19 protein-coding genes are annotated in these 15646 nt (G+C 51.4%); 18 read left to right on the top strand and 1 reads right to left on the bottom strand.

What is annotated here, in order from left to right; all coding sequences use genetic code 11:
• The 7 genes from KNP83_RS02845 to KNP83_RS02875 all read left to right on the top strand — a co-directional run bounded on the left by KNP83_RS02845 (nt 1) and on the right by KNP83_RS02875 (nt 6472).
• Nucleotides 1-1002, top strand: coding sequence for a sensor histidine kinase (locus KNP83_RS02845; RefSeq protein WP_214760365.1), 1002 nt, complete (start codon nt 1-3; stop codon nt 1000-1002).
• A gap of 85 nt (nt 1003-1087) precedes the next feature.
• Entirely contained in the window at nt 1088-1771 is a 684-nt protein-coding gene (locus KNP83_RS02850) for an ABC transporter ATP-binding protein (RefSeq protein WP_214760367.1), read from the top strand.
• A complete protein-coding gene (locus KNP83_RS02855) occupies nt 1768-4338 on the top strand; it encodes an ABC transporter permease (RefSeq protein ID WP_214760369.1) in 2571 nt (856 codons plus the stop codon). The genes KNP83_RS02850 and KNP83_RS02855 overlap by 4 nt, the downstream gene beginning before the upstream one ends.
• Nucleotides 4339-4412: 74 nt before the next feature.
• Complete coding sequence (locus KNP83_RS02860; RefSeq protein WP_214760370.1) at nt 4413-4922, top strand: HEAT repeat domain-containing protein; 510 nt, start codon at nt 4413-4415, stop codon at nt 4920-4922.
• A 57-nt stretch (nt 4923-4979) separates the two neighbouring features.
• Complete coding sequence (locus KNP83_RS02865; protein WP_214760372.1) at nt 4980-5525, top strand: RNA polymerase sigma factor; 546 nt, start codon at nt 4980-4982, stop codon at nt 5523-5525.
• Complete coding sequence (locus KNP83_RS02870; RefSeq protein WP_214760374.1) at nt 5522-6265, top strand: hypothetical protein; 744 nt, start codon at nt 5522-5524, stop codon at nt 6263-6265. Before KNP83_RS02865 ends, KNP83_RS02870 begins: the two co-directional genes overlap by 4 nt.
• 33 nt (nt 6266-6298) lie before the next feature.
• The gene (locus tag KNP83_RS02875; RefSeq protein WP_214760377.1) at nt 6299-6472 is read left to right on the top strand and encodes a hypothetical protein; all 174 of its coding nucleotides are present in this window, start codon (nt 6299-6301) and stop codon (nt 6470-6472) included.
• 61 nt (nt 6473-6533) lie between these two features.
• On the opposite strand, the gene KNP83_RS02880 is transcribed toward KNP83_RS02875, so the two are convergent.
• Nucleotides 6534-7214: an excalibur calcium-binding domain-containing protein gene (locus tag KNP83_RS02880; protein WP_214760378.1), complete on the bottom strand. Its 681-nt coding sequence runs from the start codon at nt 7212-7214 to the stop codon at nt 6534-6536.
• A gap of 222 nt (nt 7215-7436) precedes the next feature.
• Between KNP83_RS02880 and KNP83_RS02885 the strand changes: the two genes are divergently transcribed.
• The 11 genes from KNP83_RS02885 (at nt 7437) to KNP83_RS02935 (ending at nt 15619) form a co-directional block, all read left to right on the top strand.
• Nucleotides 7437-8087, top strand: coding sequence for an SIMPL domain-containing protein (locus KNP83_RS02885; RefSeq protein WP_214760380.1), 651 nt, complete (start codon nt 7437-7439; stop codon nt 8085-8087).
• Complete coding sequence (locus KNP83_RS02890) at nt 8084-8506, top strand: hypothetical protein (RefSeq protein WP_214760382.1); 423 nt, start codon at nt 8084-8086, stop codon at nt 8504-8506. Before KNP83_RS02885 ends, KNP83_RS02890 begins: the two co-directional genes overlap by 4 nt.
• Complete coding sequence (locus tag KNP83_RS02895) at nt 8503-8745, top strand: SWIM zinc finger family protein (RefSeq protein WP_214760384.1); 243 nt, start codon at nt 8503-8505, stop codon at nt 8743-8745. Before KNP83_RS02890 ends, KNP83_RS02895 begins: the two co-directional genes overlap by 4 nt.
• Before the next feature lie 297 nt (nt 8746-9042).
• The gene (locus KNP83_RS02900; protein ID WP_214760386.1) at nt 9043-9402 is read left to right on the top strand and encodes a hypothetical protein; all 360 of its coding nucleotides are present in this window, start codon (nt 9043-9045) and stop codon (nt 9400-9402) included.
• 72 nt (nt 9403-9474) lie between these two features.
• The gene (locus KNP83_RS02905) at nt 9475-9945 is read left to right on the top strand and encodes a flavodoxin family protein (protein WP_214760388.1); all 471 of its coding nucleotides are present in this window, start codon (nt 9475-9477) and stop codon (nt 9943-9945) included.
• A 110-nt stretch (nt 9946-10055) separates the two neighbouring features.
• Nucleotides 10056-10457, top strand: a complete 402-nt coding sequence (locus KNP83_RS02910; protein WP_214760391.1) for a hypothetical protein — start codon at nt 10056-10058, stop codon at nt 10455-10457.
• Nucleotides 10458-10545: 88 nt separating this feature from the next.
• Nucleotides 10546-11658 carry a M14 family metallopeptidase gene (locus KNP83_RS02915; protein WP_214760393.1) on the top strand — a complete coding sequence of 371 codons (1113 nt, stop codon included), beginning with the start codon at nt 10546-10548 and terminating at the stop codon, nt 11656-11658.
• 86 nt (nt 11659-11744) lie between these two features.
• The gene (locus tag KNP83_RS02920; protein ID WP_214760395.1) at nt 11745-12545 is read left to right on the top strand and encodes an alpha/beta fold hydrolase; all 801 of its coding nucleotides are present in this window, start codon (nt 11745-11747) and stop codon (nt 12543-12545) included.
• Between the two features lie 389 nt (nt 12546-12934).
• Nucleotides 12935-13363: a CBS domain-containing protein gene (locus KNP83_RS02925; RefSeq protein ID WP_128123335.1), complete on the top strand. Its 429-nt coding sequence runs from the start codon at nt 12935-12937 to the stop codon at nt 13361-13363.
• A gap of 76 nt (nt 13364-13439) precedes the next feature.
• A complete protein-coding gene (locus tag KNP83_RS02930; RefSeq protein ID WP_214760397.1) occupies nt 13440-14693 on the top strand; it encodes a hypothetical protein in 1254 nt (417 codons plus the stop codon).
• A gap of 80 nt (nt 14694-14773) precedes the next feature.
• On the top strand, nt 14774-15619 hold the full coding sequence (locus KNP83_RS02935; protein WP_214760400.1) for a pentapeptide repeat-containing protein: 846 nt from the start codon (nt 14774-14776) through the stop codon (nt 15617-15619).
• Nucleotides 15620-15646: the final 27 nt, after the last annotated feature.

The following is a 15646-nucleotide window of genomic DNA, read 5'->3' on the forward strand; positions in this document are numbered from 1 at the left end:
ATGTTGCGAAATAAAGAAATTCGAATTTATTTGCTAAGCTTCTTTGCAATCATCAGCTTGGCCGTGGGGGTGGCGCTGTTCGTCTCGCGCGAAGCAATGCTCCTCGTCGTCCTCTTATCCATCGCGCTCTTGATGGTGACGTATCGATTCACGGCGTGGCGCTATCGGGAAATCGACCAGCTGTCGAGCTACCTCCAGGAGATCAGCAACGGCAACTATAAACTCGACGTCCGGGACAATCGCGAAGGCGAGCTCAGTCTATTGAAGAGCCAGATCTATAAAGTGACGAAGATGTTGTCCGAACAAGGGATGCATCTCGAGGAAGACAAGCAGAAGCTGACGGATGCCATCTCCGACATCTCTCATCAGTTGAAGACACCGCTCACGTCAATGACCGTCATGGCAGATTTGCTCAGTGACCCGAGACTGTCGGATGACAAGCGTCAAGAGTTCACACATAACGTGCAGGTACAGCTCGAGCGGATGGAATGGCTCGTGTCGTCGCTACTCAAGCTGTCTAAAATCGATGCCGGGACGATTCAGTTCAAACGGGAACCGGTGTCCGTTCCCGCGCTCGTTCAAGCCGTGACGGAACCGATGCTCGTGCCGATCGATATTAAAATGCAGCGGCTTCAAATCACGGGTGAGCGCGATGTAACGTTCGAAGGTGATTTGAAATGGACGACCGAGGCGCTCATCAACATCTTGAAGAATTGCGTCGAACACACACCGGAACAAGGCGAGCTGTTCATCGAATTCAGCGAGAACACACTCTATACGGAAATCGTCATCCGTGACACGGGTAGCGGCATCGCCAAACAAGACGTCCCGTACATCTTCCAACGTTTTTATAAAGGCATGAATGCGAGCGACGACAGCGTCGGTATCGGGCTCGCGATGGCCCACAGCATCATCACGAGCCAGCAAGGGGAATTGACCGTTCGCAGTGAACGGGGAGCCGGGACCGCGTTTCAAGTTCGATATTATAAAGCAATCGTCTAAGTGACGAAACAGTCACTTTTGAGTCACGGACGTGTCACACTCGCTCGGTACACTCAAAGTAGATCAAGTACTGGAGGGTGCAACCATGAACATATTAGAAGTACAACACTTATCAAAAGTATACGGGAAAGACGAGATGGAAGTGCGGGCGCTCGATGACGTATCGTTCACCGTCAAAAAAGGCGAGTTCGTCTGCATCGTCGGACCATCGGGCTCGGGGAAGTCGACGTTGTTGCATTTGCTCGGCGGTGTCGACGTGCCGACGAGTGGACAGGTGTTGATCGACAACACCGATATTTACAAGTTGGATGAGACACAGCTCGCCATCTTCCGCCGTCGTCAAATCGGGTTGATTTATCAATTTTATAACTTGATCCCGATTTTGACGGTCGAGGAGAACATCACGTTACCGATGTTGTTGGACGAGCAAAAAGTCGACGCCGCCCATTTGGAGCGCATCATCGGCATCCTTGGATTGTCGAACCGGTTGACACATCTGCCGAACCAACTGTCTGGCGGGCAGCAACAACGTGTCTCAATCGGCCGGGCACTCATCAGCAACCCGGCCATCATCTTGGCTGACGAGCCGACGGGGAACTTGGACAGTCAAAACAGTGAAGAGATCATGAGCCTTCTCAAACTGTTCAACAAGAAGTTCAATCAGACGCTCATCATCATCACCCACGACGAACGGATCGCCTTACAGGCCGACCGGATCATCTCGATCGAGGATGGGAAGATTGCGAAGAACGAGGTCGTCCGCGCATGAACATCATCAATAAAATGACGCTTCGGCACTTACGCGAGAACAAGCGGCGTTCGCTCGTCACCATTATCGGGGTCATCATTTCGGTCTCGATGATCACGGCTGTGACGACACTCGGTTCATCGTTCTTAGACTTGATGATTCGTCAAGACATCGCGGACAACGGGGAGTGGCACGTCAAATATGTCAACACGAACGAAGACCAGGTCGAGGCAATCCGGAATGACGCGGCCACGAAGGACGTCATCCTGTCGAGTGACGGCTATGCGGAATTAAAAGAATCACAGAATGCCTATAAACCATACTTATATGTCAGGAACTATAACATCTCGGGGCTGAAGAATTTTCCTGTCGACTTGACGGAGGGACGCTTACCGAACAAAGAAGGCGAAGTCGTCATTTCCGAGGCCATCCGTCAAAACGCACAAGTCACGTACAACATCGGTGACGAATTGACGCTCGAGATCGGTGAACGCATTGACGAATCGTCAGGTCGTGTGTTGACGCAAAGCGATGGCTTGATGCGTGACGGGGAGACGATGCTTGAAGAGTTGAACATCGAGGACACGGTGACGTTGACCGTCGTCGGGACGATGACGCGTCCGGCGTGGGAACCGACGTGGTCGCCTGGCTATACGGTCGTCGGATACATCGACGACAAAGCGTTGAACGGTGCGACCGTCGATACGTATGTCGCCTTGAACGATGTTGACGGCTCGATTTATGAAGAAACGAAACAAGTGATGCGCGAACAGAAAATCGAAGGGATTGATTATAACTCTTCGTTGCTTCGCTATTATGGGGTGACCGATGATGACGGCTTGCGCAAGACGCTGTACGGGTTCGGGGGCATCATCATGGCGGTCATCGTCATCGGCTCGATTTCGCTCATCTATAACGCCTTCGCCATCAGTGTATCCGAGCGCTCACGCTACCTCGGGATGCTCGCGAGTGTCGGGGCGACGAAACGGCAAAAACGGAACTCGGTCTTCTTTGAAGGGTTCGTCATCGGAGGGATCAGCATCCCAATCGGTATCCTTGCCGGGGTGACCGGAATCGGGGGCACGTTCCTGTTCATCAACGCCTTCGCGGAAAAAGCGCTCAACGTGACGGAGAAGTTTGAGGTCGTCGTCACACCGCTCACGCTCCTGTTGACGGTCCTCATTTCGAGCGTGACGATTTTCATCTCGTGTTATCTGCCGGCGCGCCGCGCTTCGAAGATTTCGGCGATTGACGCGATTCGTCAAACCCAGGACGTGCGACTGACGTCGAAGAACGTGAAGACGTCAAAATTTGTGCGCCGTATCTTCGGGTTGGAAGCAGAGATCGGATTGAAAAACACGAAACGTAACCGGAAACGGTATTTGGCGACCGTGTTCTCACTCGTCATCAGTATTGTGCTGTTTTTAGTTGTCAGTTACTTCACGGACCGGCTCGAACAGTCGCTCGAGATGTCGCAAGGCACGTACGAGTTCGATATCCTCGTGAACGGGTCGAATCTCACGAAGGATGACTTGCGTCGCTATGAGACGTTGGACAATGTGACGGGTGGGACGTACTTCGAGAACACGACCGTCCAGACGATGGTCGACGAAGCGCAATTACCGAGCGTGTTGACCGAGAACAAAGACTTGGCATCAACCTTTGTCGATGGGAAGTTCATGTACTACGTCTCCCTCTACCAATTGGATGACGACAGTTTCGATGCGTACTTGAAGCAGATCGGGGCATCCGCCAGCAACTTTGAAGATGGAGACGTCCCAAGCGCCGTTTTGATTGATGAAGTGTCGTATCAAGATGTGGACAAGAAAAAGTTCGTCAATTCGAAGACGATTGAGACCGAAATTGGCGATACGCTTGAACTCCGGGACGAGAATGCGACGGACGAAGCGGCACCGCTTAAAACAATCAAAATCGGAGCCATGACCGACGTCGCCCCGACCGGTGTGATGACAAGTTCACTCGGTTGGCTCGATGTGATCGTGCGAGAAGGCACGTTTGAAGAGGATGCGATTGGGAAGTTGATGCAACAATCAAGCCCATCGATCGCCTTGAACACGAATGACCCGGATGCGACGCAACAAGTGATTGAAGCGGAACAGAACATGGACCAATACATCTTCAACGTGTCGGAGCAACGGGAGCAACAAGAGCAAGTGTTGTTGCTGCTATCGATTTTCGTCTATGGGTTCATCGTCTTAATCTCGCTCATCTCGGTGGCAAACATCTTCAACACGATCTCGACGAGCGTCTCGCTCCGGCGCCGCGAATTCGCGATGCTGCGGTCGGTCGGGATGACACCGAAAGGGTTCAACAAGATGGTGTATTATGAGAGCATCTTCTACGGCATGAAGGCGCTGGCGTATGGCGTGCCGGTCAGTGTGCTCATCATGTACCTCATTTATCGTGCGCAAATCAACACGTTCGAAGCCCCGTTTACGTTGCCGTGGGGCGACATCTTGTTCGTCACGATTGTGATTTTCCTCATCGTCGGTTCTTCGATGCTGTATGCCATTTCGAAAGTGAAGTCGGATAATATCATCGACCGGTTAAAGCAAGAGAATAACTAATATGCATGGTAAGGGATTCAGTGTCTACTGAGTCCCTTTTTCTGTAAAATGAGAGTATGGAAAGAGGTGGAGTGATGGATATCCGAGAATTATTGAACGGTGGAGATTTGCGCTCAATCGGTCATGTCGATGAAGTCGTCGAATTTGTCGGGAATGATCAAGACCGATTCAACGAATTGATGACCGGCTTGACCGATGATCGTCCCGTCGTCCGGATGCGAAGCGCAGACGCGATCGAGAAACTGACGCGCCGTCATCCGGAGTTGCTTCATGCGCATCAAACGACGTTATTCCAACAGTTACATACTACTCCTCAACAAGAAGTGCGGTGGCATTTGGCACAACTCATGCCACGGATGACGTGGACGGAGGAAGAGGCGTCCGACATCGCTCACGTGCTCACCGATTGGATTACCGCAGAGACGAGCAGTATCGTCATCGTCAATGCTCTGCAGGCGATGTTTGATTTGAGCGTCGTGCATCCGCAACACCGTGACGAGCTGAAAGCCTTGCTCGAGACCCAACTCGATGCGGGAAGTCCGGCCGTGAAGAGACGCTCCAAAAAACTTTTGCAGAAGTTGTGACCGATGGACCTCATTTCCGGTCTATAAAGATGCAACTACATCGAGAGGGGGATTCGATTGGACGATCAAGCGATCATCGATTTATATTGGCGGCGTTCCGAGCGGGCGATTGAAGCGACGGCGCAAAAGTATGGCGGCTATTGTCATACCATTTCATTTAATATTTTGAACAGCCGAGAGGATGCGGACGAGTGTGTCAATGACACGTACATGAAGGCGTGGCAAGCGATTCCGCCGACCCGACCAGCGCGCCTCGCCGCCTATTTGGCGAAGCTGGTCCGGAACGTCTCGCTCCACAAGTATGAGAAGGCGAACGCCAAGAAGCGCGGAGCGGGGCAAGTACCGCTCATCGTCAGTGAACTTGAACACTGTCTTGCCTCATCGGTCGCGACCGATTCGGAAGTCGTCGAGCTGTTGAACGACTTTTTGGCCGAGTTGCCGCAAGAGACCCGACAGATTTTCATGGGCCGATACTTTCACTTTCAGTCCATCAAGGACATCGCGAAGATGCGCCAGGTGAGCGAGAGCAAGGTCAAGATGGTGCTGCTGCGAACCCGGAACGATTTGAAGCAAGTGCTCGAAGCGGAAGGGGTGGCGCTATGAACGGAGATCGGCTCACGCGTTTGATGGGGAACGTCGATGACCGATTCGTCGAGGAATCGATGGTGGTGGAGGTCAAAAAGCGGAGACGTTGGCGTTGGGTCGGGGGGCTCATCGTAGCTGTGGCGGTCACACTTTTTGCCGTGACGTGGGACGGCTTCAAAGAGTTGATTCCGTTATCGGACAGCTCGAGCAATATGTCGGTCGCGTATATCGATGAAGCGGACATCGATGTCGGGATGTCGTCCGCAAACCTGGTCGAGATGAGTGAGGACGAGCTGTTTACGAAATGGGATCCTTCGGTGGTACGGGGCGTCGTGAAGCAGATTGACAACATCGAGCTCGATTTTAACGGACAAGAGAAATATCAGTCGATCGTGACGATTGGCGTGACAGACGTCTATCGGGGCGAGGTAGAGCCTGGGAGTGAGATGAAAGTACTCACCGTTGCAGGTGTCGGTTCGAAAGTGCTTCAGTCGGATGCGGACGTCATCTCCGAGCTTCGCCTCGGCATGGAAGGGATTTTTATGCCGAGACGGCATGACGCATCCCTCGTCTGGTCACAAAATGGCGCCTCGCTTCACTTGATAGATGTGAGTGATTACGGCTTCCCGGACGGCGAGCGGTATATGTTCCTCGAGACGGACAAGGGGCTCGTCTTCAGTCGAGACGCCTATCCGTCGTTACGAGACGCTGAAACACTCGATGACGTGGAAGCGTTCATGATGGACCGGTTCCGTTAACGGGAAGGGGACATGGAAGAGGAGGGGACTACGATGACAGGACAAACTTGGCGAGCGTCGGCAGTAGGACTCGGACTGGTGTTTGGAACCGGGATTGGCATCATCAGTTCGCTCCTATTTGATGTTGAACTAGTGTATGGGATTGCGGCGGGTGCAGCACTCGGCTATCTCATTGGGCTCGCGGTGTCGTTGACATCTCGGGCGTGAGAAGTGAGAAGCGTAAAAAAGAATCAACCTCACCGATAAGGGAGGTTGATTCTTGAACGTATTATTCACACGCCCAGCCGTCTTTGTCGCGGTCCATACTTGGCTGGTAAGCCGCATGGTCTGAACTGACACCACCCGGGTAAGTGCCGCGGAGGTCCGTACAGTTTTGGAACTTTTGACTAGTCGGCGCAGCGACAGCCGAGTAAGACGAACTTTCATTTGCGGCTGCAGCTTTCAAAGCGCTCGCCTCTTGTTCGGCTTGTGCAATGAGATTTGCAGCTTCTTCTTTCGCTTCGGTGAGTTGAGCTTCGGCGACATTTGCCGCTTCATCCTCAGCTTTCGAAACAATCGTGTCGGCCTTAGATTCTGCCTCTTTTAAAAGTTGTAAAGCTTGTTGCTCGGCTTCGACAATTTGAATCTTGGCTTTTTCGTCAGCTTCTACACGAAGTACTTCGACTTCTTCCATCGAATCGTCTAACTCTTGTTGGGCGGCCTCGACTTTGGTTTGAAGAGCGACATATTTTGTTTGCTCTGCCGCAAGATCTTGCTCATACACTTGTCGGCTCACTTTCGTCGCTTGCGTGTACGCCGAACCAACTAAAATTAAGATGGCGCAAGTAATCAAAACTCGTGTGGATTCGTTAAATTTTTGATGACGCCACATCAGAAATAATCCTAGTGGGAAAAGTAAAATGAGTGCAATGATGATGACGTCGGTTCGTTCGAATAATTTTTTATTCAATGAATAAATCCCCCTAATAATTTATGTGTAAAACAACCTTACTAATATACCATCATTTAACAATAAAGGGGAATGGAATAATTAATTTCCAGATGAAGAAGTTATTTTCTTTATTTTAAAATTTCTATCGCAATCAAATGTGAAACTTAACTATACGAATAGGGTTCCATCCATTAGTCTAAAACATCGTATTTTGATTTAAACTCATAAGGAGGAAATCATATGGATCGCACCATCACCGTCAAAGGAACGGGGAAAGTATCGGCCAAACCGGATTTGATTGTCGTGAAAATGGAGTTGACCTCGAAGGCCGTACGGTATGAGGAGACGATGAACCTAGCGGCGACGGCAGTGACGCGTCTGCAAAAGGCAATCGAGCTGGCCGGATTTGCGAAAACGGATTTGAAGACGACCGACTTCTCGATCGACACGGACTATGAGAGCTATCGGGACAAACAAGGTAACTATAAATCGCGGTTCCGGGGTTATGCCTGCCAACAGAAGACCAAACTCGAGTTCCCGCTTGATACGAAGCGATTGTCGGCGGTCATCGAACACGTCAGCAACTCGCTCGCCGAACCGAAACTGTCCATCTCGTTCACGATCAAAGATGCGGATACGATCCAGGACGAACTGCTCGCGAGCGCGGCGGCGAACGCACGCCATCGGGCCGAGCTGTTGGCGAAAGGTGCCGGGGCGACGCTCGGCGATTTGCTTCAAATCGACTATACGTGGGGCGAGCTGCATCTCTACTCCCCGACGCGGCTTACGCTTCACGATGAAATTCTCTATTCGGAAGCGGCAATGCCGGAGCTCGAACCGGACGATATCGATTTGAGCGACTCGGCGACGTTCGTGTGGGCGATTCGATGAGACGTGTCGGTTGGCTGGTCGCCTTGTTGCTAACGGTCTCACTGTCGGCACACGCGTTATCATGGGCTTATGCGTTCGTCGTGCTGGACGGACGGGTGTATGAAGTGATGAATGTTGCCGTATTGGAGGCTGACTTGGGAGAAGTCGTCGGCGAGGTGAAGACGATGGCCGACGATATGGATGGCAGCTATTACGGAGACGCCTCGAATATGTATCCGATTGGGACGACGTATCGGTCCGTCAAAGGCGAGGCGGTGGAGGACGTGCTCGCGGTCGCGGACGAGTCTGGGTGGAAGCGGGCCGAGTATCGGAATGACGCCCCGTTCAGCATGCGTGACCACTTAGATAAGGTGGCGTATGCTGCTGTAGGGATTGGAGTCGCGTTGTTCATTTTAATAAGAGTGAGGAAACGAGAATGAATTTATACGATTTTAAGGATCAAATCTCAAGCCGCATCATCGACCGTGGCTATGACTACTGGCTTGAAGGCAGGGTCTTAATTGAGTCAGAACATGAATCGACTTATTGGTTCATGGCGGAAGGGTCCGAGCGATATGAGGTCAGCATCACGTTGACAGGTATCGATATCGAGGATTCTTTTTGTGATTGCCCTTATGCGAAAGGGAACTGTAAACACGAGGTCGCCGCCTACTTTTAGTTGCGTGAAAAGGTGGCAGCACCTTCGAACCGTAATGTGAGACAACAGCTCCAAAAGTTAAAGAAACAACAACTTATCGACCTCCTCGTGGGACTAGCAAATGATCCGGAACTGTATCCACGAATCGCGCGTTCGTTTGATACTAGCCATAAATCGTTCGCTCAAGTCATCAAGGAAATGCGACGTCGATTCAGTGATAAATTTCCCATGTTGGAACTTGATTATACTTCGTTGTCGAGCTTCCAGTCGTTCGTGGATGCACGTGTTAGTGATGTACTCATTGTCCAAGATGCTGAAATGAGACTGAAACAAGGCATCGCCTTGATACTCGGGATGTCAGACTATGACTTTGAAGAGTTGAGCGAAATGAGTCTGGAGACGGCAAATGAACTCGATCCGGCTATCTGTTCTGCCATCGATGCCTTACCAAATGATTCGGTGCGCCTTGAACTGTTAGACGTCTTGAAATCAATCGATACTTGGAATTGGGCAGATTTACATCTAGAGATTCTGAAATCGCTCACGTTTGAAATGAAGGACGGGTTGGATGTGTTAAGCACGTATATCGAGACGTACCTTGAGACCGAGACGGATGATTATGAAGTTGAGGAGTTAGAGGTGCTTTTGAGGATGATTGAGAAAAAAAGAGATTCATGATGAACGCTTCACTATTAAGGGAATAGTTCTGTGTAGATAACAGAGGCCGTTCATTTATGGGAGGGAAATCGCATGAAAATCCTCATCATCTTTGACTCGATGTACGGGTGCACCGAAAAAGTCGCGCACGCCATCAAGGACGGGTTCAGCGACTTGCACCAAGTTGACATCATGCAAATCAGCCACGTCGGATACGGCGACCTGGCGAATCTCGATCTGTTCGTCGTCGGTTCACCGACGCACGGCGGACGCGAGACCGAGGACGTGAAAACCTTTTTAGACGGCTTATCGGATCATGCGCTCCGAGGCATCCGGGCTGCAGCGTTCGATACGAGCATGGCTGAAGAAGATCAAGGCTTTTTCGTCGGAAAAATCGTCAAATGGTTCGGCCATGCCTCGACCCGGATCGAACGATTGTTGCTGGACAAGGGAGCGGAACCGGTGTTGAAAGAGTCGTTCATCGTTCTCGACAAGGAAGGACCGCTCAAAGACGGAGAACTCGAGCGGGCGACCGAATGGGCTCGTCACTTGATGGACAAATAATCGGGCGTGTTCCTTATGGGACGCGTCTTTTTTGATGTAGATGTGACCGAAGCATTGGTAAAACGGGTAAATATAAACATAGCTCTGTTGCGTGGAACGGAGGGAGAACGATGAAAAAATGGGAACGTGACGTCCTCATCGGTTGGATTGTCGTCTTGTTGGTGCTCGTCGCGCATTATGTCATCACGGTGTCGCTCGGCAACACGTATTTTGCCGAATCGACGTTCAATCGGATGCTTTGGTTCAGTAGTTTCCCGGCCTTTTTAATCGCTTTTCTCGCAGCCCTCTTCCAAAAAACGAACACCCTCACGCTCGCCGTCCGCCGTGGTGTCATCTGGACAGCCGAACTCATCGTTGGCTTCTCGCTCATGGCCTGGTTTTTCCGGGCGTTCGAGACGCTGTTCGTGAGTCCGGGTGCGTACTGGTTGTTCGGTGCCGTGCTGTTCGCCCCGCTCGTCTATTTGTTTGAGTTCCGCCGTCAAAACCGGGGTACGAAGGCCGGGGCCCATTAAATGTTAGAAGACGTCTCCCGAAGGAGGCGTTTTTAGTCGGGTCAGGAATGGGAATGGGATACAGAAGATTAGAATGGAGGGAGTCACTATGAGTCAGTATTTTTCATCGTCGTATGAAGAGTCGCGGGAGAAGTTTTTGTCGCTACTTGAGCCGATTAAACAATTTTATCCGAGTGCACGCGTGATGTCCCACTCGATCGGGGAGGACACGATTGATGTCATCATCGGTGAACCGGCGGGATCACGCGAGGCGGTCCTCTTCATGACAATCGGTGAACACGGCATCGAAGGATACGCTGGTGCCGCTGTTACACACCAGTTCGTTGAGACGCAACTTCCACACGTCCGGCATGAGTCGACCGGCATCTGTCTCATCCATGCCGTGAATCCATGGGGAATGAAACACTTCCGCCGCGTCAATGAACATAACGTCGATTTGAACCGAAACTATGTCATCGACCGGGAGTCGCTTCCACGTAACGTCAACAAAGAGTATGAGGTCATGCGGCACTTGTTCGTCCCGGACGGCGTCATCGATGACTACCATGAGGCACGTGAACACATTTATTCGTTTCTCGGTTCAGGCATCAAGCTCGATGGGTTCGACGCGATGACCGAGGCGAAGGGGATGGGGCAATATCAGTTCCCGAAAGGCGTCTATTACGGTGGGGAGTCGGATGAGCCGTCCGCTATCTTTTTGAAAGAGGTTCAGCACGATTTGCTCGACCGCTACGACCGTGTCGTTCATATGGACTGGCACACGGCGCTCGGTCCAACGAACGAAGTGACGATGGTCATCAGTGAACGTGACGGGCGCGCCGTGGACGAATTGAAGCGGACATACGGCTTGAAAAACATTCAGTCGTACGACCCGACCGATGTACTCGGAGACTCGACGAACCATTTCTATCACGTGCGCGATACGCACTATCCGGACAAACAGCTCGTCTCGGCCTTATTCGAGTTCGGTACGTTCGGGACGTCGACGAAAGCGACGATCCGTGAGTTCTTGACGATTATCCTTGAGAATCGTCTTTACTTCGAAGGGACAAAAGATCCGGAAGCCCGGAACGGCATCCGCAAAGAATTCATGGCCATGTTTTATCCGGAAGACGAGACGTGGCGGACGTCCGTATTACGTGAAGGAGCAGCGGCAATCGAGCACGTCTTGAAAGCCGAATCGCTCTGGCGCGACAGTTGACAGGTTTCCACTTCGGTCAAACGGGAAAAAGTGGGTTGTGGGCAAACGCGAACGTCGCTCAACAATCCAACTGGGGGTTTTGACTAATGGGGAACTATATTACAGCACATGACGGAACGAATATTTATGTAGAGGATGTCGGGACAGGCGACGCCGTCGTCTTCCTACATGGCTGGCCGGCAAACAACAACATGTTCGAGTATCAAAAGAACGCGTTGCTCGAAGCAGGCTATCGCTACGTCGGGATCGACTATCGTGGTTACGGGAAGTCGGATGCACCAGCCACCGGTTATGACTATGCGACGATGGCGTCGGACGTGCATATGGTCGTCAACGGGCTCGGCGTCAAAGATTTCACACTCGTCGGCTTCTCGATGGGCGGGGCGATCGCCATCCGCTACGCCGTTGATTTCCCGGATGACGGGTTGAAGAAGCTCGTCCTCTCAGGCGCCGCGGCACCGGTGTTCACGCAACGTCCGGACTATCCATACGGGATGACACAAGCCGAGGTCGATGCGTTGATTGAGGACACGTTGAAAGACCGTCCGAAGATGCTCGAAGGGTTCGGTGAGATTTTCTTCGAGAAAGAACATTCGAAACCGATGCAAAACTGGTTCCATCATCTTTCGCTCGTCGCGTCGAGTCACGGGACGATTGCTTCGGCGAAAGCACTCCGTGATGAAGACTTGCGTGAGGACTTGCCGAAAGTGAATGTCGAGACGCTCATCATCCATGGCGTGCACGACAAGATCTGTCCGTTCGAGTTCGCGCTCGAGATGGAAAAAGGCATCCCGAACTCTCGCATCGAGCGATTTGAGGAGAGCGGTCATGGGACCGTCCTCGACGAGATGGACAAGTTCAACAAGACGTTGCTTGAATTTATTTGATTGTGCCAGACAAGCCTAGGGGTTCCTAGGCTTTTTTTCATGGGCGCTTGTAGCACGTTTGTTACGGTTTTTGAGGCTAGAATGATCTTCACTCGGGTATAGCTACAGTGAAGCCGTTTCGGGTGACTCCGTTTGGATGGGTCATATACAAGTGAGACAGGGTGTTGGATTCACGGTCAAGATTGGCTTTGGAGAAGCTGCTCGGGACCGTGCCTGTTTGTGTGTTCGCAACAACTTCGGACGGGTTGTTTGGAAACGCTTTATGAGAAAGAGAGAATAAGCCTCCTTGTGACAGAACAGATGCAGATTAGATGGTCAATTTGTGCTGACTAGAACCTAATACATGGTACAATGAAGAGGTTGATTTTTAGATTGAGGAGAGATTGTACATGAATATCGCTTTCTTTTTATATCCGAAAGAAGACGTCAAATATCTAGACCCGGAGTCGACGGTACGGCAAGCGCTCGAGAAGATGAAACATCATCGCTTCACCTCGGTGCCGCTCGTATCCGAGAACGGCTTTTACGCCGGGACGATGACAGAAGGAGATTTACTCTGGGCACTCGCCGAACAGCTTCGCGGGGAAGAAGACTACGAAAAAGTGCTCCGGACACGGTTGAAAGATATCAAGCAACGCGTGCGATATAAGCCGGTCGCCATCACGGCGCAAATCGAGGAGCTCGTTGATGCGATCACCGACCAAAACTTCGTGCCGGTCGTCGATGACGGGAAGTATTTCATCGGCATCATCCGGCGCCGCGACATCATCGAGTACTACTCGACGAAGTTGAAACAACTCGAGAATAAAGTGAACTGAGCGAACGGACCAACCCGTGTGGAAGCGGGTTGGTTTTTGTATGTGCGAATACAAGTAACGGGGAGGCGAACTATAGATGGAACCACGAATCATTGAATCGATTGAGCTATGGTTTCAAGAGGCAGGGTCTGAGGAAGCAGTGAACTTCATCGATTTCATGCTGTTTATGAATGAATCCGCCTATTCGTTGCTTCATCGTGACACGTTACATGGCATTTTCACCTATCAGGTCCGCTACCAGGACGGAACCTCTCAGTCCGTTTCGTACGACAAAGACGAGTGGGTTACTCATGAACGGAATGAATGGCAAACCGGTATGAGCGGCGGTGAGTGGGTATGGTGGCTCGTCGAGCGATGGCGCTTTATCGTGGAGTGGCGCAGCGGTCGTGACTTCCGGACGGGTGACGAAATTGAAGAGAACTTCTATGGGGTCATCCCATACGGTGAAATTGAACCCCTCGACGTTCTGTTGTATTCAATTATTGAAAATGATGCCCATAACACAGAATCGTTAATCAAAGAGGGGTACTACCATGACCCGCTGCTGCATGAATGGATGGTCATTCCCGATTCGACGGACAGCCTACGACCGCTCGTGTTGGCCGTCTGTTACAACGAAGGAATCATCGAGACACCCCGAACTATCGAGCGGATTGAAGTGACGTTCACCGATGTGACGACAGGAGCGGTCCAATCGCTTGCGAGTGCGCTCGAAGCGTATGAGAAACCGGCAAATCTCGATTTAGATGACATAGAGTATCGCGATGACATGTTTTATCGCGACGAGTCCATTCAAGGAACGATTCGTTACGAGGTGACGTATCAAGGCGGAAGGGTCCAATATGTCGAACAAGACAAATCAGAGATGTTCATGGACTGGGACATGGCGATGATTAAGTGGTTTTTCGAGCATTGGCTTAAGCTGTACGAAGCGTATGCCGAAAAGTCGTTTCCGTCCGGTCAACCGTTGCAACGCTTTGAATCAGGCTATGATTATTGGAAAGCCAGACTGTCACCGGAAGAGTGGGACGAACTCATTCATTCAACAGACCCTTTCGACCAGCAACTTTTAACGGATAAGGAACCCCATGACGAGATTCAAGACGCAAAAGAGCAGTTTGAGATGATGTTCAATCAAACAGCGGAGCTCTACCTCGAAGATTTGCGCCACGGATTCTATGTTGATCAACTGTTGGAACAGCGCATCGACGTCGAAAGCTCGTTCGATGCCGTAATTGAGCTTTACAAAGAAATATCCGAGGCAGAAGAGAAAAGGCGAGCGAGAGAGCAGCTGCTTTATGGAGAGAAGGATGAAGGTAACCTTAATTGAATAAAGCCTGTGTAAAAATTGGGACATTCCTTATACTTGTACGTATAGAGTCAAAATGTACGAGGAAGGAGTGACAATGGATGACGATGCCCGATCTGAATACGCTGCGTGAATCGCTCAAACCGAATTGTGCGAACTGTTTCGGTCTCTGTTGTGTGGCGTTCCACTATTTGAAGTCTGAGGATTTTCCCATCAATAAACCGGCGGGACAGCCGTGTGTCCATTTGGCAGAATCGTATGCCTGTAACATCCATTCAGAACTGCGCGAGCGGGGCTTCAAAGGATGTACGGTGTATGACTGTCTCGGGGCCGGGCAGTTCGTGTCACAAGTGACGTTTCACGGACGAAGCTGGCGAGAGGGGGAGGTCGATGGGCCGCGCATGTTCGCGATAGTGCCAATCATGAGCCAAGTCCACGAGTTGCTGCTCTACATAAGTGACATCCTGAGCCGAGACATCCCAGAGGGCGATGCCCGGTTACTCGAGACGCTATTGGAAGAACTGCTGTTGTTCCGTGAGTCTCCGCCTGAACAGTTGACCGGGACGGCGCTGATGGCGTTCCGACAACGGGCTCGTCCCTTGTTCGTCCGACTGAGTCAGCATATACGCGCGAATGGATTGAAACAGGTCGGCCTGACGTTGACGCCCCTACACGAGCAAGACCGTGCCGATTTGATTGGACGAAACGTGAGCCGACATGATGTGAGAGGAACGTGTTACCGGGGTGCCTTGTTGATTGGCGCTAACTTGAGCGGCCAGGACCTGTCGTATGTCGACTTCATGGGTGCCGACGTACGAGATCTCGACGTGCGGGGAGCGGTGTTAATCGACAGTCTGTTTTTGACACAGATGCAAGTGAACGCGATGAACGGGGACCGGGATACGAAACTGGCGCTTGGTTACATGCGACCGAGCCATTGGCTGTAACGCAAAAGACGACTTCCACTTAGCGAA

The sequence above is a fragment of the Exiguobacterium sp. s146 genome (genome assembly GCF_018618415.1).
Lineage (GTDB): Bacteria > Bacillota > Bacilli > Exiguobacteriales > Exiguobacteriaceae > Exiguobacterium.